This window comes from Ferroplasma sp. Type II, assembly GCF_000496155.1.
In genome coordinates this window covers 18590-43756 of record NZ_KI542707.1, presented here as the reverse complement: position 1 = coordinate 43756, position 25167 = coordinate 18590, and the positions used below count along the sequence as shown (strand labels likewise).

Below are 25167 nucleotides of genomic sequence, written 5' to 3'. Positions count from 1 at the left end.
GCATGCCTATAGAAGTGTCACCATAAAAAGAATACTTAATTATAGAATATTCCGATTAAATGACTTATTTTTTATCCTTTGACACAACATCTTTTACCATTTTCAAAAGCTGTTTTTTGCCACTGTCTATGAAAGAAATATTTTCATTGATTCTATTCCCTATAAAATCAAAATTCTTATAAGAAATTATATCCTCTGGCATATATGACCTTAATATTTTTCCAGATTTGATCATATCTCCCGTCATTTTATAGGATTCTTTCCAGTTTCCGTTGGTCTTGAAATTTAATTTTGAATTATATGTTGCATAGATAGAATTTCCTATGATTTTTTCCGATGCCTCATTATTGAATTTTATGCCAGAAAAAAGATCGGGGAATCCATTTATTATCCCCTTTAACTCAATCATAAAAGGGATGATTTCATCCTTTAAAATCTGAAAATCTCTGTGGTATCCTGTAGTTTTGTTTATCACTCCGGAATATAGCAAATTCATCAGTGCTATAGATTTTGCAGCATATCCCTGGAATATCTCCAGAAAATCCGGGTTAACCTTATTGGGCATCAATGAACTCCCAGTAACGTAACCAGCCGGCAATTCAATAATTTTCATTTCGTCTCCACTGAAGATTATCATATCCTGGAATATTCTGCTAATGTCTATGAGGAAAGAATTTATGCTGGATAAGACCTTAATATAATTGTCAGTATAAAGCATAAAGGAAAACAGTGGATTTTTAATATTTTTTTCCATATTCATATATCCGGCAACTTCACTGAAATTCACATCAGACATTGATCCAAACCCTGATCCATAACCCAGAGGAAGTTCCCGCAATTCATTCCACACATCATCAATATTATTAAAATTATACACGAATATATTCTTAATAAAATCAACATATGTCTGGAACGTGGTGGGCATGCCCTGCCTGTAATGGGTATATCCAGGCATAATGCCATTTGCCTTGATTTTTTCAAGGCCTATAAGAGTATTAAATATAATTTTCTCATATTCCAGGAGAATGTCCATAAGGAAAAAATTTACATCTGTATGTACCTGCTCATTCCTTGACAGAAACATTCGCATGTTTCTTGCGGACCCATTCGTTTCCTTTATTGCCAGATTTTCTATATTCCCATGGACATCTTCAAGTTCAGGATTAAGTTCTATTTTCTTATCATATAAAGATAAAAGCTCCCTCAGTGTTTCACGTGCATCGGAACTGTTGGGAAGTTTTTTTTCATATGCGTTGAGGTTGTATGCCATTAACGATAAAATTTCATAGGGTATAAGCTGTTTATCCACATCTATATCCTTTTCCAACATAATTCTATACGCTTCATTACCTGATTCGGGTGCTGCGCTTCCAGACCATATTTTCATCTTACATCCCCAGTGAGACACCATGCGAAAACGCTGGGATGAATTGGGTAGTGAACCTCAATCCCTTGCCGTATTTTACCAGTTTAACCTTTTTTATGCTTATATCCATCTTTTCTCCTCCTTTTATAATGATTGATTTTCCATATTGTGCATGTTTATTACAGAATACCTCAAGTCCTTCCAGTCATGCCTGTCTGTAGATCCACATAGGGTTGTTAGAAAGTGTTTTTAAGACCTGTCCTCTCAGAGTTGCCTCTCTGTTTAAAGACAGATTCACAGAGCTACGGACTTGCGGAGAATCCGTAGGTGTGTATGTATTTCTCCGATCTAACTTCTGCTTTTCTTTCACGTTTCAAAGCACTATAATCAACTCTTGCGCTGTTCTTCAGGTAGGGGCAGTTGACAATACCGGTAACAATATACAATAAATATAATATTTATTGTACCAATTTTATCTTTTCTTTCCTTGCATTGCTTGCATATACTGTATTGTTTTTATATATATCTATAAATCCTTTTGCAGAGTCCTGATTGAAATTGCTGTTGTCATAGCTTATTTTTTCATAGTTGTATATGGAACTCTCGCTCTCTATGGATTGCATCACAATGTTTCCTTTGTACAGTTTCAATTTTACACTGCCATTTATATATTTATTCATGCTGTATTCAAACTGGTTTATATGCTCCATAACCGGGTCGTACCACAACCCATTATAGACAAAATTTGACCATTGATTATCCATGTATCCCTTCATATCAAGTTCATATTTGTTCAATGTAAGTGATTCCATTATTTTGTGAGCCTTTATTATGGCCATTGCTCCCGGGACTTCATATACCTCATGGCTTTTGATTCCTGTTACCCTGTCTTCCATATGGTTTATCAGCCCGATTCCATTATTTCCGGCAATAACGTTTAGTTTTTCTACAAGATCTTTAAGACCGTACTGTTTGCCGTCTAAGGAAACTGGAATACCATTCTTGAATTCAATTTCTATTATATCTCCATTCCCAGTTTCCTCAAGTGGCCTGACCCACTCGTAAACGTCCCATTCAAGCGGCTGTGAAATGTTCTCTATGGTAGAGCCCTCAACAGACCTTCCCCATATGTTCTCATCAACGGAGTATTTTCCACCCATGGGAATCTCTATATTATTGGCCTTTGCATATTTTATCTCGTCCGGCCTGTTCATATTCCAGTCCCTTACAGGCGCTATAACATTGATATCTTCATTAAGGGCTTTCATGGTGACCTCAAACCTTACCTGGTCATTTCCCTTACCAGTTGAACCATGTGCAATTGTGTTGCAACCATATTCCTCTGCGTAAAGCACAGCCTTTTCTGCCATCAGGGGCCTGGCAATTGCAGTTGACAGCGGGTAACCTTCATACATGCCGTCTGCGTATATCTCTTTTTTAATATACTTGTCAGCAAATTCCTTTTTTACGTCCATGACTATGGCATCTGAAACACCAAGAGACAACGCCTTTTCCCTTATTTGATCTAGATTGCTGTTACCTATGTTCAATGTAAGGGTAACAACTTCCTTTTTCATTTCCTTCTGAATCCATTTTACCATGACAGAGGTGTCAAGGCCGCCTGAATATAATAATAAGACTTTATCCATGGGGAAATAATATTTTTTGCATATATGATATTTTTTATAAATATTTAGTATATTAGTAGTATTAATAATATAATATATGTTTTAATGTAAAATATTATATTATAATTACATATATCATACTATGTCAAGAATAGCCAGGGGGAATGTGGAAACTATGGTAAGGGATTATATCAAAAAAAATCCCGAGCTTATAATTTCCATGAGAATGGGAATATTGAATGTCAGCAAACTTTCAAGAAGGATAGCGCAGGAAGAGAAAGGTTATAACATAATTTCAATAAGATCGGCATTGAATAAGGTGTTTATGGAGAATTCCACTGCAGACACGGTTCATATTGACAGGCTCCTGTCTGAAAGCAAAATTACACTGCAGGATAAAATAATGGTTATTACAGTTGATAAGAAAATTGACAACCTGAATTTCCTTTCTGCAACTTATCTTACCGATTCAATAGTATATATCATTGATGAAACCAAGAATAAAAAATTGGATCTAGCTAAAAATGCTGTTATAGAAAGGAATGTGAGTTCATTGCATATATTTTCCTCAATGGAAATAGTAAAAACACCAGGGTTTGTCATGAAAATAAATGAAAGGCTCTTTTCCTACGAAATAAACGTTCTGCAGTTAATCTCATGTTCAAATGAAACCATAATTATAGTAAATAGAAAAGATGCAATAAGAGCCTATGAAGCTCTTATGAGTTAATAATTTTAAAAATAATTTATTCGTTGTTTACTTTTATTACACTCCACGGGCAGGCTGTAACACATGCCATGCAGAATATACATTCAGACTCCCTTACAGGGTTTGATTTGTCGGTTCTGTACTGGTCCCATTCCGGTGTTCCCTTTTCAACCTTCTTCTCGTTTCCGGTTCCAGAATTTCCCGGATTCAACTTCCATTCAAAGAGATCTACAGGGCAGACATCCATACATGCTCCATCGGCAATGCACCCGTCCCAATCAACGGCAACTGTTGTTCCATGGACACCTAATTTTGTCGGGTATGGTTTTCCGTTGTCATCCATTCTCTGCATGCCGCCTGCTCTCACCTTCAGACCATTTTCCTCTCCTGTTACAGGATAGTTTTTCTCATCGCTCAGAAAATTTTCATCTATGTGCTTTGGATCAAAATCCACATCTTCTCTCTGTACCACTAATGTCACCTTAAAGAGTAATGCTTTATCTATTTAAAATATTTTTCCTTTTCCATTAAGTCCAAAATCCATAATTTAGCAAATATTACACCTCTATTAAACAACTCCAGAAACTATTGTGGTTTAGAGCTGATTGATTAATTTATAAAAATATATAAACCTTTATTTAATAATGTAATTGTTATACATGGAAAGGAAAATAATAGACCGGAAATCACAGGGAGAATTTGTCTCCACTTTTCTGAGGCAGATAAAATTTAGGAGATCCGATTTCAGGACAATAAACCCACTAGGTGGATTCACATCACTTATTGATCTGGGGAATTTTGCAGTTTCTTTGAATAATGATGGTGTCGGCACAAAAACCATAATTGCTGCAGAGACAAACAGATACAATACAATAGGGATTGACTGCGTGGCAATGAACGTAAACGATGCTATCACAGTAGGTGCAGAACCAATAGCCATGCTTGATTATATATCTCTTAAGGAAATGGATAATGATATAGCCAGGCAGCTTGGAATTGGATTCAACGTTGGAGCTCAAATAGCCAATGTAAACATAGTTGGAGGAGAAACAGCCATAGTCCCAGATCTTGTAAAAAATATAGATATATCTGCAACATCACTCGGCCTGATACATAAGGACCAGATAATCACTGGAGAAAAAATATCTGACGGTGACCTGATATTCGCAATGAAGAGCAGCGGCCTGCATTCTAATGGTTACACAACGGTCAGGCAAATAATCAAAAATAACAATATTAACTATGATGAAAAGTTTCCCGGCGACAATAAAACAGTTGCAGATGTACTTCTTGAACCTACAAGAATATATGTAAGAGAGGTACTTGACGCTATGAGCCTTGTTCCCATTAAAGGCATGGCAAATATAACCGGTGGGGGAATAAAAAATGTCCCAAGGATGAAGGATATGAAATATGTTATAAACAATGCCTTTGATCCTGATAATGTATTCCTGCGCCTGATGGATTTGGGAAATCTATCATTCAATGAAATGTTTGAAATATTTAACATGGGCATGGGATATATTGTTATAATAGATCCTGAAAGTAAAACAGACTTTTTAAACACTGTAAGAAACCGTGTTCCAGTTAAAGAAATCGGGCATGTGGAGAACGGAAGCGGAATTGTAATACCTGAATATTCAGTGGAAATGCACGGATATTATTAATTTTTTTAGTTTTAAAATATACAATCAGCTTAAATTTTTTGTTATATTTACCTTAGTTATGAAAGTAGCATGCGTAGTAGACGATGAAAATATGTTGAGCCCGCTGGAATATGGCAATTCAATATTCCTTATTGACGATGAGACAAAGAAGATAGAAGAATACGAAAACCCTGGATTTGGAAGAACACATGGTGGAAGGGAGGTTGCCATGGCCGGAATTCTCTCACTAAAACCGGATGTTTTCATAGTGACCGAAAACTCACTTTGTCCTGGTTCATATAATATGTCCCTTGGAAAGGTAAAATATGCTGTTACAGAGGAAAAACCCATTTCTGATGTAATAAAAAATATTGAAGAACTTGAAAGCAAGGCTGTTGAAGAGTTAGAGCCAGTGCTTTACAGAGAACATTAAAAATAATTCTCTTATTTTTTATAAAATTTTTCTATAGCATCAAGCAGATTATTAAGTTCCATCATTGCCTGTGAACCATACATAAGTACAGTCACATAACCTGTTTCCATTAACTCTTTTTTTGTTGCTCCGGCATCCTTTGCTGCCTTCACATGATATGAAATGCACCATTCACATCTGGCTGCTATACTTAGTGCCAGCGCAATCAATTCTTTCTGCTTTACAGTAAGCACACCAGGCCCCATTGTGTTCTGCATGAGACCCATAAATGCATTCATGTATGCCTTGTTGTCGCCTGTTACTTCCTGCATTACTCTTCCAACTTCTTCTATTTTTTTCTCCGGGTTCATTTCAATCCCTCACCATATCTTACCATTTTAACCTTTTTTATGCTTATATTCATATTATTTTCTCCTCCTTTTATAACGACTGATTATACATGTCGCGCATGTTTATGACGGGAACCCTCAGATCCTGTCCAGTCATGCATGACTGTAGGTCCACATCGGGGTTGTTAGAAGGAGTTTTTAAACCATGCACACTGAGAGTTTCCTCTCTGTTTAATGCATGATCACAGTTGCCACGGACTTGTGGAGCATCCGCGGGTGTGTATGTATCTCTTTTGTCTAACTTCTGCTTTTCTTTCATGTTTTTCACTATATTTTTTAAAGCTCTCTAATCAACTCTTACGCTGTTCCTCACGGAACAGGCCCCCTGCGTGAGCCAGGAGTAGTTGACTTATTCCACACTCTTATATTTTAAATACCACGTCTTGCTGCCATTCTTCTCTCTTTTTATGGCTTCTTCCAGCGTTCCAGGTGCTGAAACTATTCCATCTCCACCTGGTTGCCAATTGACCGGGGTCGCAAGTTTTCTATTCCAGTTGACCTGAAGCGCCTTAACAGAACGCATAATTTCATCAATGTTTCTGCCCGTCTCTGCAGGGTAATATATCATTAACCTTACCACCATGTTTGGGTCTATAATGAATACGCCCCTTACAGTTGACCCTGTTTTTTCATCCATCAGGTTATACTCCCGGGCAACATCTTTGTTTATATCTGCTATTACCGGAAAAGGTATTTCCACCCCAAATTTTTCCCTTATGTCTTTCATCCACTGGATATGGCTATAGATGCTGTCAACACTCAATCCAATTAACTCAACATCCATCTTTTTAAATTCCTCATATCTCCTGGCAAATTCCATGAATTCTGTAGTGCACACTGGTGTAAAATCCGCCGGGTGTGAAAACAGTATGATCCACTTTCCCTTGTAACTCTCCAGGTCCAGTGGCCCCTTTGTTGTGTTAACAATGAAGCCAGGAGCTTTCTGCCCTAAATACACTGCCATATTATCACCTTCTCTGGACTATGGAAAAATTCTATAATACGATTGGTTAAGATGCAAAATTTGCACCATTATTCATTAATTGTGATGCAGTAAAACCTCTGCCTTGTGTCAGAAAGGCATACGTTTATTTCTATCAACCCCATCTGTTTTAATTTTTTTACAGAATATAGAACGGATCTCTTAGAAAGCCCAGTACTTTCTATGATCTGGCAGAGCCTTGCAATCTTTAATTGCCTCAGCGTAATTAATACCAGCCTTGTTGAAGGGGTTAGCATTTTAAGTCCCTGATCCATGGGGTTATAGCATTTATCCTCTTATTATATTTTTGTTAGGTGCAACGTTACTGATTTCTTAATTTATATAATAATATCATTAAATATGATGGAGGAAGATTACAGAAACGTTTCCTGTGGTGGAGATCCTTTCAACTTTCTTATGTCCACAATAAAATCCATCCAGTTGGACATTAAACTATCTGATTACGTGAAAGTTATGATTATGGAAGATAAATTTCCATACACTGATAAAATATTCGAGAAAATAGCAAATTACTGTCAGTTAGACCTTGTCAATATAGAGCGGATTAATAATGAAATACACTTGATATTAAAGAAATAGGTATATAATACAATATATTCAGATATTGATTCCGCTATTTCATTAAATAATTGGAAGTATCCTTTGAGATGCCTGATAATATTATAGATTACAGGATAGATAAGATAATAGTAACATACATGGAAAATATGCATTGCCGGCTTTTAAATATTACCTTTAATTACCTTTATAATGAATACGATGTTATAAATATTTAAACATATTATCATTTAACATACAAATTCTTGGGTTGTGGGCAATTTTAATATTTTTATAATTTTATACGCAAAAAATAGGTTATTTTATTCTTATATGGGCATATTTTTGATTAAGATTATCTTTATCAAAACGTTTATATTACAGTTTGTAATATCAATTATACCAATAAATGAATGCACTTATTAATTCAATAATTAATAGGGAAGGGCGAGGTTATTTAATAACCGATGATACCGGATAATTAAGAGATATAGATTGTGTATCATACAAACTACTTGGGGGATGGTTTTGGTTTGAGAACCGATGAAGGACGTGCCAAGCTGCGATATGCCTTGGGGAGGTGCATGGAGCCGTTGATCCAAGGATCTCCGAATGGGACTTCCTGTTTACACTCCGAAAGGAGAGGGAACCCCGGGAATTGAAACATCTTAGTACCGGGAGGAAGAGAAATCAATAGAGATACCGTGATTAAAGGCGATCGAAAGCGGTAGAGGGCAAACCGAATCTTTTCTGAAAAGAAATAGAGATGTGGAGTACGGATCTTTCTCAATGCCTACTTTAGGAATTTTAAAAAGTTGGAAAGCTTTACCAGAGAGGGTGATAGTCCCCTGAAAGTAACTAAAGCGGCTACGAGGAAAGATATCCTGAGTACCATGCGTCATTATTCGCGTGGGAATATGGGTGGCATGAACATCCAACCCTAAATATTACTCAAGTCCGATAGCAAAGAAGTACCGTGAGGGAAAACTGAAAAGCAACCCGGAAGGGCTGTAAAAAGAGCCTGAAACCAAGTAGTGAAAACTTTATAGGGCATTAAAGGAATGATCTCGAAAGAGTGACCGGTGTTCTATTGTCCGTGTTGAAGAACGGGCCAGGGAGTTGTGATGGATGGCGAGGCTAATTCTAAAAGAAGCAGCCGTAGCGAAAGCGATTACTCGCACAGCAATGGAGGAGTAACGTAATAAATGCGTTTAGTCATCTGTGGCAGACCCGAAGCCACTCGATCTATACCTGAGCAGGTTGAAGTTTAGCGAAAGCTAGATGGAGGACCGAACCAGTTCTGATGTGCAAATCGTTTGGATGACTTGGGTATAGGGGTTAAAGGCTAATCTAGAGTGGCAATAGCGGGTTCCCCCCAATACTACCCGCAGGTAGACCTTGGTGGAGATTTCTGGTGAGGTAGAGCGACCGATTGGGTGGCCAGCAGTAGAAATACTGCACCACTTTGTCAAACTCCGAACTTGCTAGAATCGTAGAGACCAGGTGCTAGGGCGTAGGGATAAGCTTTACGCCCGTGACGGAAACAACCGAGACTAATGTTAAGGTCTCTAAAATTGGCTAAGTGCGATTTAAAGAGGTTAATGACCAAAGACAGTGTGGAGGTTAGCTTAGAAGCAGCTATCCTTTAAAGAGTGCGTAACAGCTCACTCACCGAGGTTATTTGCCTCCAAGATGGAAGAGGCTAAAGCCAGTTACCGATACATTAGACCACCGAAAGGTGATGTGGTAGGGGGGCGTGCTATATGGATAGAAGTTTCTTCGAGAGGAGGGATGGACCGTATAGTATCGCGGATCCTGGTAAAAGTAGCAGAATAGAATGGTGAAAATCCATTCCGCCGAAAGGGCAAAGGTTCCTTGGCAATGTTCGTCAGCCGAGGGTTAGCCGATCCTAAGGTCACCCCTAACAGGAAGTGATCGAAAGGGAAGCTGGTTAATATTCCAGCGCCTCAGGTGTTTTGCCATATATATACGCTTTGGGATAGAAAGTGTATGCTTGTCTACGTATGGGTATTTATAAGTAAATGGAGAGTTGTAATGACGAGAAGTTTACAAAGTAATATCTGTTCCCGTATGGGAATTTTTTCAAGTCCCGGAGTCTATGAAAGATATATATGGGTCAAGCCTGAGTTCGTACCAAGAACCGACACAGGTGCCCCTAGATGAACAGTCTAAGGCGTTTGGGAATAATGGATGTGAGGGAACTCGGCCAAATAGTCCCGTATCTTAGGTAGAAGGGATGCCTATCCAGAAATAGGATAGGTCGCAGTGGCAAGGGGACCCCGACTGTTTACCAAAAACACAGACCGCTGCTAGTCCGTAAGGATGTGTATAGCGGCCGAAACCTGCCCAGTGTTGGTACCTGAAAGCTCTTTTCAAGGAGAAGAAGGGCCAATAAACGGCGGGGGTAACTATGACCCTCTCAAGGTAGCGTAATACCTAGCCGCTTAATTGGCGGCTCGCATGAAGGTTCAACGAGAGTCCCACTGTCCCCACATTCAGCCCCGTGAAATTAATGTACTGGTGCACAATCCAGTCTCTCCCACATGAAAGCGAAGTCCCCGTGGAGCTTTACTGCAGCCTGTGGCTGTGACGCGATTTTTAATGCGTAGGGTAGGAAGGAGTCGTAGATGTTTCGGTCGTGGCCGGAACGGAGGCAACGATGAAACACTTCCCTTTAAAAGTTGCGTCACTAACCTTTAAAAAAGGGACAACTATTGGTAGGCAGTTTGGGTGGGGCGCCACGCCTCTAAGAAGAAAACAGAGGTCTCCAATGGTTAGCTCAGAAGGGTCAGAAATCCTTCAAAGAGTATAAGGGTAAAAGCTAACTTGACTGTGTTTCAGCCAATAGGAAACGCAGATGCGAAAGCAGGGCCTAACGAACCACCTAGTACCCTCTTTATGAGGGCAGGTGATAAGAGAGAAGTTACCCCAGGGATAACTGAGTTGTCCTCGGTAAGAGTACACATCGACCCGAGGGTTTGCTACTTCGATGTCGTCTGTTCCTATCCTGGTGCTGCATAAGACACCAAGGGTGGGGCTGTTCGCCCATTAAAAGGGATCCTGAGATGGGTTCACTACGTCGCGAGACAGTAGGGTTGCTTCTCTGTGGGAGTGTTCAATGTCTGAAGGGAAGGAGCCTTTAGTACGAGAGGAACGGGGGTTCGTGACCTCTAGTTTATCGGTTGTCCGACAGGGCAGTTGCCGAGTAGCCACGTCATACGCGAATAAAAGCTGAAAGCATCTAAGCTTGAAGTCGTCCCTGAAAATAGACATTGTTTGAGACCACTCTTAAAAGAAGAGGTTGATAGAGTCGGGATATAAGTATCAAGCTTTTGCGAGGTATTAAGTCCACGACTACTAACTGGTCGAAAATCTACAATCTATAAATCAATTATCCGGTATTGCCATTTCATTGGTATTATTTTTATTCTTTATTTAATGTTTTTTTTACTGTACATTTTCATATTTAATTATAATTCGTTTTTTTCAGAACTTTAAAATTCCGTCTTTTAATAGCGGTAAATGTTTTAAGTGAATAAACAACAATTTGAGAATAATAATTAAATCAAAAATTATTTTTTAAGATTCTTTATCAGATTATCTGCTACACTATCAAAAAACTTCTTTATGTAATCATTGTTAGCCACTGCGGGAATTCCAGAATCTGAATCTTGAACTATTTCGGGCATTATCGGTATATTTCCGAGATAAGGTATGTTATAATCCTTTGCAATCTGTTCAGTTCCACCCTTCTTGAATATATCCGTTTCCTGGCCGCAATGTGGGCACACAAAACCACTCATATTTTCAATTATTCCAAGGACAGGCATGTTGACTTTTTTTGCGAAATTTATTGCCTTTTTCGCATCAAGCAAAGCTACCTCCTGTGGCGTTATTACAATAACTATCCCATCTGCATCCGGTATAAGTTGGCAGATACTTAACGGTTCATCTCCGGTTCCTGGAGGGAGATCGATGACCAAAAGATCCTTATTTTCCCATGATGTATCCTCAAGAAATTGCTGTACTGCCTTATGCCTTATGGCCCCCCTCCATACTACTGGAGTATCATGTGTGGGCAATGCCATTTCCATTGAGATTACATCCACATTATACTTTGTTTTTGCAGGTTCTATTTTGCCTTCCTCATTTCCAAAGGCTTTTTCCTCTTCTATCCCCAGCATTTTTGGGTCATCCGGGCCATTTATGTCGGCATCCAGTAAGCCTACCTTAAAATTTTTCTGTGCAAGGGTAACTGCTAGATTTGTTGCGATTGTTGATTTTCCCACCCCACCTTTTCCGCTCATAACCATTATAGTGTGTTTTACATTATATTTAATTGATTTTCCTGGCGTAAGTGAAGGTCTTGGTGGTGGCTCATTAATTTTTATTGTTCCAGCCATGTCCTTATATTTTATATTAATATATAATGTTACCCGCTTTTTATTCGATCATTCCTCCATTATAGAGATAATCTGGTTTCTGTATGGAAAAGATGGAAAGGCGCCATATCCTGTGGTGGACAGTGCACCTGCTATGTTGGCAAATTCCATGCTTTTGTCTATACTTTCAGTTCTGAGAAATTCAGACGCGAATGCTCCGTTAAAACAGTCACCAGCCCCGGTAGTGTCTACTGTTCCAACTTTATACGGCTTGAAATACTTTATATTACCTTCATAATTTATAAGGGAACCATTATCCCCCAGTTTTATGATTACATTGCTTTTATATTTCTCTAATATTATACGGGATGCCTTTTTAGCATCTTCCACATTTTTTATATTGCATCCAGCAAGAAGCTGTGCCTCGTTTTCATTTGGCGTTAAAATATCCGTATTCTCCAGTATATAACGGTCTTCATTGAATGGGCTTGGGTCTGTAATTATCATATTCCCATTTCCGGCAATATTACTTATGAAATCACGTATAGTTTTCAGCGGTATCTCCTGCTGAAACATCACAATGGAATTTTTTATATTAATGTCATGAAAATCATCATAGGCCATGCTCCCATTTGACCCGGGATATACAGTGATCATATTTTTTCCAGATGATTCAACATTAATCATTGCAATCCCTGTTTTATCTCCGTATGTTAAGGATAGATCTATATTCTCTTTTTTCAAATAGGTTGTTATCATCTCAGCAAAATAATCATTTCCAAGTTTTCCTATGAGCTGTGGTCGCACTCCGGTACGTGCAACAGCCACTGCCTGATTTGCCCCTTTCCCTCCGGGGTACATGTAATATTTATCGGCCTTTATAGTTTCACCGGTTACTGGTAATCTGGCTGAGGACAGAATAATATCCATATTTATGCTGCCGATGACTTTTATATGTTTCATCCAGGATTATATTAGTATAATTTAAATATTTACTGAATCATGGACTAGACAAACGAAAATATTTTTTATACTGTATACAATATACTTTAAATGTACGATGAAACATGTGTTTTCTGCAGGGAAATAGCAAATAAGGGAAATGCGGCATTTGTCTACGGAAATTCAAACATACTCGCATTTATGGATAATGCACCCATAGAAGAAGGCCATGTTCTTGTAATACCCAGAAACCATTATGAAAATATATATGATGTTGATAAGGATATATACCTTGAACTCCAGCTGGCAGTAAAACGTATAGCAATAGCCATAAGGGAAACGCTGAAAACAGATGGGCTCAATATAGGCCAGAACAATGGCAGGGTTGCAAATCAGATGGTAATGCATTATCATGTACATATAATACCCAGGTATTACAGGAAAAAGATAAACTGGGAAAGGGAAACTGCCCGTATTGATGACCTTGAAATCATTGCAACCAGGATTAGGGCAGGCATTAAAGAGGTAGAATTATGAAAAGTCTTGAGGAATTATATAATAGAGCATTGGAATTGAAGAATAAGGGCATGTCCGATAAGGAAATATCAACAGAGCTGCATCTTTCTGTAAATACTATAACATGGCTTCTGAGCAAGGATCTTAGGGGAAATCGGATTTCAGATACAAAGATCGGGTGGCGCAGCATAGGAGTATATGGAAACAGAATAGAGAAAATAGCCGAGATAATGGGAGATATAATAATGGAAGATGTATCCATGGATAATGTAACATCCATAATGGGAATAACCATAAACGGAATACCCTACGCAACGATGCTATCAGATCTACTGGAGAGAGAATTAATCGTATACAGGCCACACCCATCCAGGAAAGAAGGTATGTTCAGCAGCAACTTTGCCGGTGTAAAGGGTAAAAAAGTTGTCATAATAGATGATGTTATCAGTACTGGAGAAACAATGAAACGGACAATAGACGATGTACGGAGCCAGGGAGGAGAAGTGATACTATGCGTTGTTCTTGTTTCCAAAATAAGTTCAGATGAGATAAATAATGTTCCGGTCAGGTCACTTATCCGTGCTACTATGGTGGGATAGATATGTACTGGGCAGATGCCTTGGTTGAAAATCTGAAGGGAAAACAGCTTATCTCCACAGGAATATCACCATCTGGCCCGATTCACGTGGGCAATATGAGAGAAATACTCACTGGTGATATAATTTATAAAGCATCACTTGACAGAAAGTTGGAATCAAGATTCGTATACCTTTGCGATGATCTTGACCCCTTAAGAAAGGTCTATCCTTTTCTAGACAACAGCTATTCCCAATATGTAGGCATGCCACTCAGCTATATACCTGCTCCTGAAGGAAATGGGAAATATTCAGATTATTTCCTGAAACCTTTTCTTGAAACCCTTAAAAAAATAAATGTCAATGTGGAAGTTATAAGCACAACAGAATTATACAGGGATGGAAAGCTGGCAGAAGCAATTAACATAGCCATGGACAACAGAGAAGAAATCGCAAAAATAATGCACGATGTTGCCGGATCAGATCTTGGTCAGGATTGGTACCCCTATGAGCCAAGATGTTCAAAATGCGGCAAAATAAACTCATCTATTGTAACCAGATATGAGAACCCATATGCATATTATAAATGCAGTGCATGTGGCAACGAGGACAAAGCAGACATAAGGAAGGACGACGGTAAAATGCCATGGCGTGTTGAATGGCCCGCAAAATGGTTTGCACTTGGCGTTACCGTAGAACCATTCGGAAAAGACCATGCTGCCGCCGGAGGATCATACGATACTGGTAAGGAAATTGCTGATAAAGTATTCAAGATTACTCCTCCAGTACCATTGATGTATGAGAGAATACTATTGAAAGGCGTGGGTGTTATGCATTCTTCAACAGGTGTTGCAATAACAGCATCTGAGGTAACAACATTTGCGCCTCCGGAAATATTGAGATTCCTTATAGCCAAAAATGACCCCGGCAGGCATATAGACTTTGATCCAGGCATGGGGCTATTGAACCTCATAGATGACTATGAAAAAATGGAACGCGCATATTTCGGCATTGATGAATCAAACAATGAAAACTTCAAACGCATCTATGAAATGTCAAGAATAAAGGTACTGGATGCTCCAGAAAAAATAAATTTCAGGCATATAGTAACACTGGTGCAGATATATGGAAATGGTAAAAGCCTGCTTCCGGCCCTTAAAAGAAGCGGATACGAAAAAGATGAAATAGATGACTACCTTAAAAATGAGATTGTTATAGCAAAATACTGGCTGTCCAAATACGCTCCAGACAATATTAAATTTACACTCACGGATAAGCAATTCCTGCTTACGGATGATCAAAAGGCCATACTTGAGGAATTCCTCGATAAAATTGACGGTGTCGAGTGGACTTCAGATGGAATACACTCAACAATTTACAGTATAATAGGCGAGCGCAATCTTACTCCGAAGGATGTATTTACATTGTTTTACACGGTTTTCATTGATAAGGAGCGTGGACCCCGCCTTGGATACTTTTTGTCCAGTATGGACAGAAACTATGTGGTAAACAGGATAAAAAACCTTATCCAGCCGGACACTCCCGCATAAAGCGATATTCCAGGCATCCAAAATAATTTTGTATTTGCGCATCAATTTCTTAAAATTAATAAAAAAATCTCCAACTTTCAATGATACGAATCAATTGAATATCCTGTATAAATAAAATAAGAGTAATATAACAAATGTTGTACATAAAAAAGATAAGACAATATATTTTTTAGAGATAAATTTTATGTCTGTTATATTGTTGTTTTTTATTTCCTTATTTATACCAATATAACTCAATATCCCAAGCAATAATGACCCAATGCTCATTAATAACAGTAGATAATGTATTACACCTTTAGAAATGAAAAATAGGATTACCAAATACGAAATAATCAAAGGATATATTATATAAAGCATCTTTAATTTTAGTTTTAATTTTCTGTATACATTTTTATTTATAATTACCACCCTCCGAAACATGAGTGCAAAGCGGATATTTCAGCTACACCTCCTAAAAAGTCCATGGTTATCATATATCCAATATAAACTGATAAACTTCCACTTTCAGGTGCAAAAAATATTGCTGCACCCCACGTAACAAAGAAGCTATTGCCGAAACAGCACACCACCAATTTGCATCTATTATAATTCCATTGCTTTCACCTATGCTAACATTTCTAATTCCATTATTCGTTGATTTCAACATACTGTTCATTGCCGATGCAATATATGAATATTCTATGCCAAACCTATCTAATGTCTTATTACTGGAATACATATAGTTAAATGATATTAATTTTATACTATTTATTAATTTTTCCATTATATTGCTGTATGTACCCTTATTATCCAGTGTAAATTCATTCCCCAGTAATATTTTAGATGAATTTACAGGAACCGGTTCTCCCTAATATTGTAATTTATTATACCCATACATATTGATTATGATCATGTGGATAAAATTTCGATTTTAAATATAGTAAATTACGCGTCAAATGGATATATCACTGAAGACCACGTTGAAAAGAATGCTGCCTGTATCGGCACTAAAAAACCCAATTATTTATGAATAAAAAAGATGTTATTAGAAAAATCTCAACATTTAAACGTTTCACTTTCTACTCTTTATAAGGATTTTATGCTTTTTAAAAAATAAGTATAAAGTACCATATATCGCTACAATTAAAATGAAGACATATAAAATTAAAAGATATTTAAAAATTGGCTGATTTTTTGCTAGACCATGAATGGATACTATAATTCCGAGAATCGACTCAAAATAAAACGAAGTTATAACGATTAATATTATATAATTATAAACTTTATTTTTATTCATTATATTTCTCACCTCAATTAAACCAGGGATTCCCTAATGGCCAATGACAACTGTATCCCATGGCAGTCCATCCCCCTATTACCCCAATCACGGAAACAACCAAAAAGAAAATAGGCAATGCAAGACCACCTGTGGCTGCTACCAACGCTGCAGCCGAACCAATTAAACCAATAACAGATACTATTTCAAGCAACACACTTAAATCGCAAATGTAACTCCAGTCTATAAGTATACTAACAGTTTTATCTATGTTAACATTTTTAATCTCATTATTCGTTGATTTTAACATATTACCCATTGCCGTTGCAATATATGAATATTCTATGCCAAACCTATTTAATGTCTTATTACTGGAATACATATAGTTAAATGATATTAATTTTATACTATTTATTAATTTTTCCATTACATTGCCGTATGTACCCTTATTATCCAGTGTAAATTCATTTCCCAATAATATTTTAGATGAATTTATAGGAACTATATTGGCATAGACATATGATATATTCCCATTGCCATTTCTGTATATTATATCCCCTATCTCCACCTTATAATGCTTGAATGTATCTGTATATGCAATTGTATACTTTACATTAGAATTATTATAATATTGCAATAAATAATTTGTACTGTTTGTTGCTATGTAATCGTACTTATAGGAAGTTGTATTATTATCATTATTTTTAACATCCCTATTTTCATAACTGTACACACTGTTTATTGATGTCTTATTTATATTGCTGGTTGATATGTAATTACTGGATATGTTATAATTGTGCATGAATGTAATATTCCCAATTTTTACATTATTGCTGCTATCAGCACTATTTTGCATATTATTATTTTTATCACTATAAACAGAATCTGAAAATGCCATCATTATAAACAAAGCTACTATGGCTACAGATATCAACATTATATATCTCTGTTTCATAATATATATATATATATATATATATATATATATATATTATATTTTATTTAAATATTTCCATTCGATTAAATATACTATTTCACTATGTAGAAATTATCTTGCAATTCTTTTATAATAAAATCTACTCACATGATAAATCTGTTTCCCTTATATTCATAGTATGATACCTGAAGCACATAAATCTCAATTACGCAGCAAGGGGAAAGAGTGTAACATCTAAAATAGAATGTAAATCAGAGATCTCTGACCTCATAGGTAAAACAATGGATATGGAAAGTATGATTAAAGATTAGTGTACCCACACCATAGTATTTGGAAAACATTGAAAAATGGTACTCCCAAGTCAATGAAAATAAAATAGGTGTAAAGTCACGGAACCATAAGTAACGGAATTCTAAAACGGGAAAATTTATTACTTTAATGAAATTGCATATGCAATGATAGTTGTAAATCCTGCCCCTCTTGACACTTCCTATGTACCTGAGAAATTATTTTTCAGGGATGATAAAATAGCTACTATCCAGTCCACTGTTATTGACCCATCAGCAAGTGGAATAACAAACAATATCATAATTCATGGAGATTCCGGCACTGGCAAAACCTCTACTGTGAAATTTCTCATGCGGGACAACAAATCCATTATTTACGAAAATGCACTGTCATTCAGAAATGTAAAAAATTTGCTGGAACATGTTATTTCAAGATTGGGGAGGCCGGTGTCATATCGCGGGCTTTCATACTCAGATATTTTTTCCACCCTTAATTCCCTAATATCTTTCCGTGGAAATATAATTCTTGTAATAGATGAAGCCACTGGGATACTAAAAGGTGATTCCACAGGATTGTACAACCTGTTTAGGGCATCCGAAATCTACGGGACTGAATTAAGCACTATCCTGATATCCATGGAGAGCCCATTTATGTATATGGAAAGGAAATATGGAACAATAGTGGAGCTCAAATTCAATAAATACAGCAGCGATGAAATAAACCGCATTATAACTGACCGGGCATCTATGGCTCTTGATCCTGGCACATGCCCAGATTCCATACTCCAGTATATATCTGAAATCTCCGGTCAGTTCGGTAGTGCCAGATTCGCCATAGAACTCCTGCAAAAAGCGGCATACATGGCAGAATACCGGCTTTCAAAAACAATAGAAAATGATGATGTGCGATCTGCTGTATCACTTATAAATCCATATATAACAGAAAGCAAACTCTCACTTCTGGATAAGAGTGAGCTTGTTGTACTCCTTGCAATATGTTCCCTCCTTTCGGATTCTCTTTCAGTTGATGTGCACTCAATAGAAAAAGAGGTTGAGCTTGAAGGAGAAGAATATGGTGTTGAACTCAAACGAACAGAAATATACAAAATAATCCGCAAGCTTGAAGGCATGGATATTATATCATCATCCCTAAGGAGTAGCGGAAACAGGTCCAGCGTATCAAAACTCATATCCATAAATGATGTGCCTGTTTCCATACTTTCAATAAAGATACGGGATCTTATTCCCAGACTCTGAAATAATAAAATCAAAGGGTTTAAACGACCTTTTCAAAAGCTTTGTATAATATTCTCTGTCAAAAAATTCTGAACCATTTTTTACAATGTTGTGTGCTTTATCCATTACAATTCCTGAAATAACCATTCCCGGATATATTTTATTTTTCCTGTCAATGTTTTTCAGTAGATAATATGTAATATTTTTGGATTTATATTCGTCAATATGCCTGTTGATGCCCAATTCTATCCTAAAATCTTCAATATCAAAATTTTCAAGTTTCATATAATGCTTTTTCAGGTTCTCCAGATTTTCTTTTCTTGATGGCAATTCATCAAAATTACAATTAAGGATGTCAAGAGCTTCCTGCTGAAATTTCTTTATTATTGGTGGAGCATCCCTTCTTCTGAGTTCTATACCCCTTACCTTAAAACTTCCATCTTTTTTCAATCCTATATATCTGTTTGCAGACCCAATGCCATTGTTCTGGGGCAGAAAAGCAATCCATATGTAGCTGGAATCCAGGACTATATGTATTCCTGTTTTTTCATATATCTCCTTCAATGTTTTCACTATATTGCCGTTTCCCGAAAGCCAGAGGGAGTCCACAACTCCATGCATAACTGTAAATCCATTGTTTTCTGATATTCTCATAGCCTCTCTTATTATTTCCCTTCCTATACCTGTTATTTTTTCATGTGCATCTATCCTTCCAAATTTAGCATTTTTATACCCTGTATATCCGAACGAGTTAAGAAGAAGCGTTTTTAATGTCTTATTTCTATTTTCGTAAATCTCTAATCTGTTAGCCATCGCTTTGTACAAAAGCCTTCTGTCCAGTAATTCTCTAAGAAACATAGATAGAAATGCTGTATTTCCTCCTGAAATATTCTCTGGAGATATTCCATACTCCACAATTATTCCCGGATACATTGATGAGAAATCAATTTCGTATACATTGGTATAAACTCCTGGATCTGGATTAAAAACTACGCCACCTCTATCAGCACTGAAAAACTTCAGGGGGTTTTTAGGAATTTCATAATCATCCTTTCTGAGAGGCACAAGTATTTTTCTTTTCAATGCTTCTTTTTCCTCAACAGCAGATACAACTGTTCCAGGTGTTATATAAGAAACCGTTTCAATCGGGAGTGAGGAAACTCTGGATAGTTCAATTAAACCTGTAAGGCCTGCATCATTATACACAAATGAATTTGAATTTATACATATTTTATTTTTTATTTTAACGTTCATTGGCATGTATGAATGCCTTCCATAGGATTCAAAAGTCTTTTCTCTATAAAATTTACTGCTAATATAATAACCATGTTTTTCCATTTCCTCAATCAATATATTGAATTCATTGCTATAATTCCGGTATACTATAATGGTATTCTCTTCTATTGCCCTGTAAACTTCCTCATATATATTGCTGGAATATTTGTGGCCATTTATAACAGCATATTTTATTCTTCCACCAGCAGAAAATGGCTCTATTTTTGCAGTGGGCAAATTTATATCCCCTTCATATGGATTATTGATGTTGTAGAATTCAAGCCTCCTGCTTACCATGAACCTTAAAATGCTGTTTATATCAGCATTATAAATTTTCAGTCTGTAACCAAAGGATCTTTCGATTCTAGATGCAATATCCATGGACTTCGATGGCCTGAGATATATCTGAATGCCCCTGTGAAATCCGTAAATATCGGTCATTGAAGTATAGCGATAAATGTAATTAGTAGCGTCCAGGCTCCTCTCAAGCATGGATAAATTATATGCATCACCTGCAACAAATATCCATGTCCTGTTATTAAAATACTTTTTAACTATATTTCCGGATTTATAGATCCACAGTTCTATCAAATCAGAACCAGTGGCGTTTATTATTGTCTCCATATTCATCTATTTTCTTATACAATTCCACAATAATGGCAGCGAAAAACTGATTAAAGTTAGAGATTTCATTTGAGTGTTTCTCTGCCATTGAAAGAATGGTTTTCAGTACTTCAATATCTCCCTTTTTCATATATGTATGCATGGAGAGTATCTCTTCCTCCATTGATTTTACATATTCCCTGGGCGACTGTGTGTTTCTTCCCATTTTTATCACCCCATAAATGCCTCATTTACCGTTTTATAACCTACAATTTCGAATATTATCATATTGCCATTGTATGCTGCCTGCTCCATTATAAAACTTAATTCATCGATCACTATAAGGCTCCAGGAGTCAAAAACAGAGGAGGAAATCAATATAAGATACCTTTCAATGCCTCCATCTATTATTATGCGTTCCAGTTGATAAGGAGTCAGAATTCTCTGTATTTTTATATCATAATGCATGATATTCCTTCCTAATCGTATCCCATCGGATATCAAAAGTTTTGTGGACTTATATTTTGCTATTTCGGATGATATATCAACATTTTCTATCTCTATTATCCTGAAATACTTCATAAAATTAAAATGATAATGTTAAGAAAATAGTTTTGTCATTGAGGAAAAAATGAGAAAATGAGGTTAATAATTTTATTTTATAGTGGCTTTCTTGATCACAACCTTTTCAAGAGGCCTGTCGTTCCTGTCCCTCTTCACTTTGCTTATTTTATCTGCCACATCAAGTCCCTTTCACAACCTTTCCGAATACAGGATGCATTTTGTCAAGATAGTTGTTGTTCACCACATTTATGAAAAATTGTGACCCTCCAGTGTTCGGGCCTGCATTTGCCATAGCTATAGTTCCTCTGTCATTTCTGTTGTTTTTTGTGAACTCATCCTTTATTTTATAACCCGGGCCACCCATTCCAGTTCCTGTGGGATCACCACCCTGTATCATGAAATCAGGTATAACCCGGTGAAATATAGTATTATTATAGAATCCCTGTTCAATAAGTTTTCTGAAATTGCCTGCTGTAATTGGCATATCCTTCTCAAATAGTTCAATTTCAATATTCCCTATACTGGTTTCCAGCTCTGCTATTGCCATATGCTCTGATAATATCTATAATTATATACTTTTCCACGCAGACGCCATAGTATGGTGTAATTATGTAACTATTAATAGAATTATATACACATAAAGAAAAAAGCAAAAATTACCATAGAAATTATTATACAATGTGCTTATTATAAGGAAATAATCATAAGTTAAAAATTATAGTATTTAAATATTCGTCAATAATATAAGATAAATTTAAATAATATAATATGATATTACCCTATGCAGAATGATAATATTTACGCAGCCATAGATAATGCAAAGGTTGGTAAGTTCCAAAGAAGACTGGCTGTAACTGCTGCACTTGGGCCATTTACAGATGCATTTAATGAATTTGGTGCATCAATATCGCTGATTGCGGTAGGCATACTATTCCATCTGCCCCCTGTACTTGTTGCGGTAGCCACAGCTGCCTACTGGGTAGGTGTGGCAGGCGGTGCAATATTCGGCGGAATAGCATCAGATGCAATAGGGCGGAAACAGATATTTTTATATGATACAATAGGGATGGCAGTTTTCGCAGTTCTCAGTGCAATATCCACTGGTTATATAACATATTTCCTAACAAGGCTTGCACTTGGAATATTTATAGGAATGGATTATGCAGCTGCAGTGCCACTTCTTTCAGAATATTCCCCATCCCATAGAAGAGGTGGGCTCCTATCAACAGAAAAACTATTTTTTATGTTTGGAACAATAGCGACTGTGGTAATAGGTATGGGATTCACATATTATGTGGGAGTACTTCTTGCATGGAGATATGATTTCCTTATAGCTGCAGTACCCGCAATAATATTATTTGGATTAAGGTTTGAGATGCCAGCATCACTGAGATGGGCTAAAGCTTCAGGAAGGAAAGACCTTATACCAAAAATACTTAAGAAGCTGCATAAGGAGGGCATAGACATAGATCCCGAAACAATAATAGTAGATAAACCACAGACAATCAGGGAAAATATGCACGAATTTTTTAATTCAAAGAACAGGAAAACGGTTGCATACATATTCTGGATAGGGGCTGCATATGCCCTAACAGTTAACCTTGTGAGCGTATATGCAACTACAGTCCTGACAGGCCTTGGAGCCTCATCATTCTTTGCCGAAGAAGGGGCACTTATAATAGATATAATAGGAACATTTGGTGTTGTATTGACACTTATTGTAGTGGACAGGATAGGAAGAAGATTAATGGGACTTTTCGGTTTCGTTCTTGGCGCCATACCACTGGCTGTGCTAATATTCGCTGATGTATACCATGCAATGACAATTCCCCTTGTAATATCTATGTTTGGCCTATTCTTTTTCATAAATGTGGGGCTGGTTGGGACTCTTCAGTACCTCCCTGCAGCAGAGGTTTCCACAACAAAATCCAGAGGTCTGGCAGTTGGCTGGGAAAAACTATTTGAGTTTGGGCTTGCATTGCCGGCACTGACATTATATGCGTATATAGGGCTGTTCTATTCCTTCATATACGATACCATAATGGTGGTAATAGGCGGAATAGTTCTTTATCTACTGTCATTTGAAACAAAGGACAAAACACTTGAAATCAACGCCATGCATGGAACAAAGAAACCCGGATCCGGATCTGAAAAACAATCTCCAGGATCGGCGCAGGAACACCGGGAATCTGATTAATTTTTATTTTTAACAATTTTTAAATATATATTTGATATTTTAAGGAATGAAAGCTGGATTTCTGGAAAAATTAAATTCTGAAATAGTTTTAAGAGATTATGAACTACCAGACCCCGGAATAACGAGGTAACAATAGAACAAAAATATACCGGTGTTTGTTTTAGAGATATACTTACACAGGAAGGATTCTTTCCAAGAGTTTCACTTCCCATAATACCCGGCCATGAAATAGGCGGAACAATAATAAAAAAAGGCAGGAATGTCAGGGGCTTCAGCATAGGCGATAAAGTGTCAAGCCTTATATACATACCATGCGGAAAATGCGAATTCTGCCTTTCAGGTAATGAAAATTTGTGTCCCAATAAAATTGCTTATGGGGAGGGAATAAACGGCGGCTATTCAAAATATGTAAATGCCAATGCAAGGTCTCTTGTAAAGGTACCGGAAGGAGTTCCGGATGAAATAATCCCTATTGCTGCATGTGTCATAGCAATGCTTTACCACGCAATAGCAAGAGTAGGCAAAATCAAAAAGGGAGACCATGTTCTTATTACCGGAGCTGGAGGAGGTGTAGGTGTACACGCTGTTCAGATGGTAAAGGCGCTGGGAGGACATCCAATTGCAGAAACAAGTTCAAAGTGGAAGGAGGAAGAACTTTATAAGCTTGGTGCGGAATATATTGTTTCACCGGACAGGGAATATAACAAAGACGTTAAAGATATAACCGGTCAGGGGGCAGATATTGTGCTGGAGGATGTGGGTATTGCAACATTTTCAAAAAGCCTGAGAAGCCTGAAGACCGGTGGGAGGCTGGTAGTAATAGGAAATTTGAAACCGGAGCCTGTTGAACTTCCACTTGGTCTAATTATTCTAAAGGGCATCAGTATAAAAGGCAGTATCAGCTCCACGAAAGAAGACCTCAAGAAAGCACTTGAACTGTCCAAATCACTGATATTACCCGTAATAGGTGGAAAAATACAGCTTTCTGACATAAACAAAGGCTATAAGGATATGCTTGACAGGAATGTATTCGGCAGATTATTAATACAGTATAAGTGACCTCCTTCCCAGATTTTGCAGGGAGCTTCCCACTTCAAAGGTTGCTGGCGGAATCTT

General features: G+C 37.0%; 24 protein-coding genes, 1 rRNA gene and 1 pseudogene. 11 read left to right on the top strand and 15 right to left on the bottom strand.

The genetic code is table 11. The features are described from left to right. Positions 1-64: 64 nt before the first annotated feature. Together AMDU4_RS04950 and AMDU4_RS04945 are read right to left on the bottom strand one after the other, a co-directional pair. The gene (locus AMDU4_RS04950) at positions 65-1387 is read right to left on the bottom strand and encodes a lyase family protein (RefSeq protein WP_290704242.1); all 1323 of its coding nucleotides are present in this window, start codon (positions 1385-1387) and stop codon (positions 65-67) included. Between the two features lie 437 nt (positions 1388-1824). Next, the gene (locus tag AMDU4_RS04945) at positions 1825-3015 is read right to left on the bottom strand and encodes an argininosuccinate synthase (RefSeq protein WP_021786884.1); all 1191 of its coding nucleotides are present in this window, start codon (positions 3013-3015) and stop codon (positions 1825-1827) included. Between the two features lie 121 nt (positions 3016-3136). On the opposite strand from AMDU4_RS04945, the gene AMDU4_RS04940 reads away from it, so the two are divergent. After that, complete coding sequence (locus tag AMDU4_RS04940) at positions 3137-3724, top strand: hypothetical protein (protein ID WP_021786883.1); 588 nt, start codon at positions 3137-3139, stop codon at positions 3722-3724. 16 nt (positions 3725-3740) lie between these two features. Here AMDU4_RS04940 and AMDU4_RS04935 read toward each other — a convergent pair whose 3' ends face one another. Next, positions 3741-4175 (bottom strand): ferredoxin family protein, encoded by a 435-nt coding sequence (locus tag AMDU4_RS04935; RefSeq protein WP_021786882.1) that lies wholly within the window; start codon positions 4173-4175, stop codon positions 3741-3743. 187 nt (positions 4176-4362) lie between these two features. On the opposite strand from AMDU4_RS04935, the gene purM reads away from it, so the two are divergent. Together purM and AMDU4_RS04925 are read left to right on the top strand one after the other, a co-directional pair. After that, positions 4363-5370 carry a phosphoribosylformylglycinamidine cyclo-ligase gene (gene purM, locus AMDU4_RS04930; protein ID WP_021786881.1) on the top strand — a complete coding sequence of 336 codons (1008 nt, stop codon included), beginning with the start codon at positions 4363-4365 and terminating at the stop codon, positions 5368-5370. 58 nt (positions 5371-5428) lie between these two features. Next, positions 5429-5782 carry a hypothetical protein gene (locus tag AMDU4_RS04925; RefSeq protein WP_021786880.1) on the top strand — a complete coding sequence of 118 codons (354 nt, stop codon included), beginning with the start codon at positions 5429-5431 and terminating at the stop codon, positions 5780-5782. Positions 5783-5793: 11 nt separating this feature from the next. Here AMDU4_RS04925 and AMDU4_RS04920 read toward each other — a convergent pair whose 3' ends face one another. From AMDU4_RS04920 to AMDU4_RS04905, 4 genes are all read right to left on the bottom strand, one after another. Further along, positions 5794-6132, bottom strand: coding sequence for a carboxymuconolactone decarboxylase family protein (locus tag AMDU4_RS04920; protein WP_021786879.1), 339 nt, complete (start codon positions 6130-6132; stop codon positions 5794-5796). A gap of 70 nt (positions 6133-6202) precedes the next feature. Continuing rightward, positions 6203-6430 carry a hypothetical protein gene (locus AMDU4_RS04915; protein ID WP_021786878.1) on the bottom strand — a complete coding sequence of 76 codons (228 nt, stop codon included), beginning with the start codon at positions 6428-6430 and terminating at the stop codon, positions 6203-6205. 90 nt (positions 6431-6520) lie between these two features. After that, a complete protein-coding gene (locus tag AMDU4_RS04910) occupies positions 6521-7135 on the bottom strand; it encodes a peroxiredoxin (protein ID WP_021786877.1) in 615 nt (204 codons plus the stop codon). A gap of 68 nt (positions 7136-7203) precedes the next feature. Next, positions 7204-7428: a winged helix DNA-binding protein gene (locus AMDU4_RS04905; RefSeq protein WP_290704236.1), complete on the bottom strand. Its 225-nt coding sequence runs from the start codon at positions 7426-7428 to the stop codon at positions 7204-7206. A gap of 85 nt (positions 7429-7513) precedes the next feature. Here AMDU4_RS04905 and AMDU4_RS04900 point away from each other — a divergent pair, with 85 nt between their 5' ends. Further along, positions 7514-7753: a hypothetical protein gene (locus AMDU4_RS04900; protein WP_021786876.1), complete on the top strand. Its 240-nt coding sequence runs from the start codon at positions 7514-7516 to the stop codon at positions 7751-7753. A 451-nt stretch (positions 7754-8204) separates the two neighbouring features. Then, positions 8205-11115: ribosomal RNA gene (locus tag AMDU4_RS04895) — 23S ribosomal RNA — on the top strand. A 189-nt stretch (positions 11116-11304) separates the two neighbouring features. Here AMDU4_RS04895 and AMDU4_RS04890 read toward each other — a convergent pair. Together AMDU4_RS04890 and AMDU4_RS04885 are read right to left on the bottom strand one after the other, a co-directional pair. Continuing rightward, positions 11305-12135: an Mrp/NBP35 family ATP-binding protein gene (locus AMDU4_RS04890; RefSeq protein WP_021786874.1), complete on the bottom strand. Its 831-nt coding sequence runs from the start codon at positions 12133-12135 to the stop codon at positions 11305-11307. A 48-nt stretch (positions 12136-12183) separates the two neighbouring features. Then, entirely contained in the window at positions 12184-13077 is an 894-nt protein-coding gene (locus AMDU4_RS04885; RefSeq protein WP_021786873.1) for a ribokinase, read from the bottom strand. A gap of 90 nt (positions 13078-13167) precedes the next feature. On the opposite strand from AMDU4_RS04885, the gene AMDU4_RS04880 reads away from it, so the two are divergent. The 3 genes from AMDU4_RS04880 to lysS are packed head-to-tail and all read left to right on the top strand — an operon-like array spanning position 13168 to position 15697. Continuing rightward, positions 13168-13593 carry an HIT family protein gene (locus AMDU4_RS04880; RefSeq protein WP_021786872.1) on the top strand — a complete coding sequence of 142 codons (426 nt, stop codon included), beginning with the start codon at positions 13168-13170 and terminating at the stop codon, positions 13591-13593. Further along, positions 13590-14171 (top strand): orotate phosphoribosyltransferase-like protein, encoded by a 582-nt coding sequence (locus tag AMDU4_RS04875; protein ID WP_021786871.1) that lies wholly within the window; start codon positions 13590-13592, stop codon positions 14169-14171. The genes AMDU4_RS04880 and AMDU4_RS04875 overlap by 4 nt, the downstream gene beginning before the upstream one ends. A gap of 2 nt (positions 14172-14173) precedes the next feature. Beyond that, complete coding sequence (gene lysS / locus AMDU4_RS04870; protein ID WP_021786870.1) at positions 14174-15697, top strand: lysine--tRNA ligase; 1524 nt, start codon at positions 14174-14176, stop codon at positions 15695-15697. Positions 15698-16166: 469 nt separating this feature from the next. Here lysS and AMDU4_RS04865 read toward each other — a convergent pair whose 3' ends face one another. Together AMDU4_RS04865 and AMDU4_RS04860 are read right to left on the bottom strand one after the other, a co-directional pair. Beyond that, positions 16167-16415, bottom strand: coding sequence for a hypothetical protein (locus AMDU4_RS04865; protein ID WP_290704234.1), 249 nt, complete (start codon positions 16413-16415; stop codon positions 16167-16169). Between the two features lie 571 nt (positions 16416-16986). Next, complete coding sequence (locus tag AMDU4_RS04860; protein WP_021786866.1) at positions 16987-17907, bottom strand: hypothetical protein; 921 nt, start codon at positions 17905-17907, stop codon at positions 16987-16989. 437 nt (positions 17908-18344) lie between these two features. Here AMDU4_RS04860 and AMDU4_RS04855 point away from each other — a divergent pair, with 437 nt between their 5' ends. Further along, positions 18345-19433 carry a Cdc6/Cdc18 family protein gene (locus AMDU4_RS04855; RefSeq protein ID WP_021786865.1) on the top strand — a complete coding sequence of 363 codons (1089 nt, stop codon included), beginning with the start codon at positions 18345-18347 and terminating at the stop codon, positions 19431-19433. Here the strand turns inward: AMDU4_RS04855 and AMDU4_RS04850 are convergent. The 4 genes and pseudogenes from AMDU4_RS04850 to AMDU4_RS04835 form a co-directional block, all read right to left on the bottom strand. Then, entirely contained in the window at positions 19398-21311 is a 1914-nt protein-coding gene (locus AMDU4_RS04850) for a type B DNA-directed DNA polymerase (RefSeq protein WP_021786864.1), read from the bottom strand. The genes AMDU4_RS04855 and AMDU4_RS04850 overlap by 36 nt on opposite strands. Then, the gene (locus AMDU4_RS04845; RefSeq protein ID WP_021786863.1) at positions 21280-21516 is read right to left on the bottom strand and encodes a hypothetical protein; all 237 of its coding nucleotides are present in this window, start codon (positions 21514-21516) and stop codon (positions 21280-21282) included. Before AMDU4_RS04845 ends, AMDU4_RS04850 begins: the two co-directional genes overlap by 32 nt. 5 nt (positions 21517-21521) lie before the next feature. Beyond that, the gene (locus tag AMDU4_RS04840; protein ID WP_021786862.1) at positions 21522-21872 is read right to left on the bottom strand and encodes a hypothetical protein; all 351 of its coding nucleotides are present in this window, start codon (positions 21870-21872) and stop codon (positions 21522-21524) included. Positions 21873-21944: 72 nt separating this feature from the next. Further along, positions 21945-22401 (bottom strand): annotated as a pseudogene (locus tag AMDU4_RS04835) (peptidylprolyl isomerase). A gap of 234 nt (positions 22402-22635) precedes the next feature. On the opposite strand from AMDU4_RS04835, the gene AMDU4_RS04830 reads away from it, so the two are divergent. Both AMDU4_RS04830 and AMDU4_RS04825 read left to right on the top strand, forming a co-directional pair. Continuing rightward, entirely contained in the window at positions 22636-24051 is a 1416-nt protein-coding gene (locus tag AMDU4_RS04830; protein WP_021786860.1) for an MFS transporter, read from the top strand. Between the two features lie 132 nt (positions 24052-24183). Next, positions 24184-25110, top strand: coding sequence for a zinc-binding dehydrogenase (locus AMDU4_RS04825; protein WP_306766119.1), 927 nt, complete (start codon positions 24184-24186; stop codon positions 25108-25110). Positions 25111-25167 lie beyond the last annotated feature (57 nt).

Excerpts from the sequence above, each read along its gene's own strand:
- AMDU4_RS04950 (WP_290704242.1), bottom strand. The coding sequence starts at position 1,387 with ATGAAAATATGGTCTGGAAGCGCAGCACCCGAATCAGGTAATGAAGCG.
- AMDU4_RS04945 (WP_021786884.1), bottom strand. The coding sequence starts at position 3,015 with ATGGATAAAGTCTTATTATTATATTCAGGCGGCCTTGACACCTCTGTC.
- AMDU4_RS04940 (WP_021786883.1), top strand. The coding sequence starts at position 3,137 with ATGTCAAGAATAGCCAGGGGGAATGTGGAAACTATGGTAAGGGATTAT.
- purM (WP_021786881.1), top strand. The coding sequence starts at position 4,363 with ATGGAAAGGAAAATAATAGACCGGAAATCACAGGGAGAATTTGTCTCC.
- AMDU4_RS04925 (WP_021786880.1), top strand. The coding sequence starts at position 5,429 with ATGAAAGTAGCATGCGTAGTAGACGATGAAAATATGTTGAGCCCGCTG.
- AMDU4_RS04920 (WP_021786879.1), bottom strand. The coding sequence starts at position 6,132 with ATGAACCCGGAGAAAAAAATAGAAGAAGTTGGAAGAGTAATGCAGGAA.
- AMDU4_RS04915 (WP_021786878.1), bottom strand. The coding sequence starts at position 6,430 with ATGAAAGAAAAGCAGAAGTTAGACAAAAGAGATACATACACACCCGCG.
- AMDU4_RS04910 (WP_021786877.1), bottom strand. The coding sequence starts at position 7,135 with ATGGCAGTGTATTTAGGGCAGAAAGCTCCTGGCTTCATTGTTAACACA.
- AMDU4_RS04905 (WP_290704236.1), bottom strand. The coding sequence starts at position 7,428 with ATGGATCAGGGACTTAAAATGCTAACCCCTTCAACAAGGCTGGTATTA.
- AMDU4_RS04900 (WP_021786876.1), top strand. The coding sequence starts at position 7,514 with ATGATGGAGGAAGATTACAGAAACGTTTCCTGTGGTGGAGATCCTTTC.
- AMDU4_RS04890 (WP_021786874.1), bottom strand. The coding sequence starts at position 12,135 with ATGGCTGGAACAATAAAAATTAATGAGCCACCACCAAGACCTTCACTT.
- AMDU4_RS04885 (WP_021786873.1), bottom strand. The coding sequence starts at position 13,077 with ATGAAACATATAAAAGTCATCGGCAGCATAAATATGGATATTATTCTG.
- AMDU4_RS04880 (WP_021786872.1), top strand. The coding sequence starts at position 13,168 with ATGTACGATGAAACATGTGTTTTCTGCAGGGAAATAGCAAATAAGGGA.
- AMDU4_RS04875 (WP_021786871.1), top strand. The coding sequence starts at position 13,590 with ATGAAAAGTCTTGAGGAATTATATAATAGAGCATTGGAATTGAAGAAT.
- lysS (WP_021786870.1), top strand. The coding sequence starts at position 14,174 with ATGTACTGGGCAGATGCCTTGGTTGAAAATCTGAAGGGAAAACAGCTT.
- AMDU4_RS04865 (WP_290704234.1), bottom strand. The coding sequence starts at position 16,415 with ATGTATTCCAGTAATAAGACATTAGATAGGTTTGGCATAGAATATTCA.
- AMDU4_RS04860 (WP_021786866.1), bottom strand. The coding sequence starts at position 17,907 with ATGAAACAGAGATATATAATGTTGATATCTGTAGCCATAGTAGCTTTG.
- AMDU4_RS04855 (WP_021786865.1), top strand. The coding sequence starts at position 18,345 with ATGATAGTTGTAAATCCTGCCCCTCTTGACACTTCCTATGTACCTGAG.
- AMDU4_RS04850 (WP_021786864.1), bottom strand. The coding sequence starts at position 21,311 with ATGGAGACAATAATAAACGCCACTGGTTCTGATTTGATAGAACTGTGG.
- AMDU4_RS04845 (WP_021786863.1), bottom strand. The coding sequence starts at position 21,516 with ATGGGAAGAAACACACAGTCGCCCAGGGAATATGTAAAATCAATGGAG.
- AMDU4_RS04840 (WP_021786862.1), bottom strand. The coding sequence starts at position 21,872 with ATGAAGTATTTCAGGATAATAGAGATAGAAAATGTTGATATATCATCC.
- AMDU4_RS04830 (WP_021786860.1), top strand. The coding sequence starts at position 22,636 with ATGCAGAATGATAATATTTACGCAGCCATAGATAATGCAAAGGTTGGT.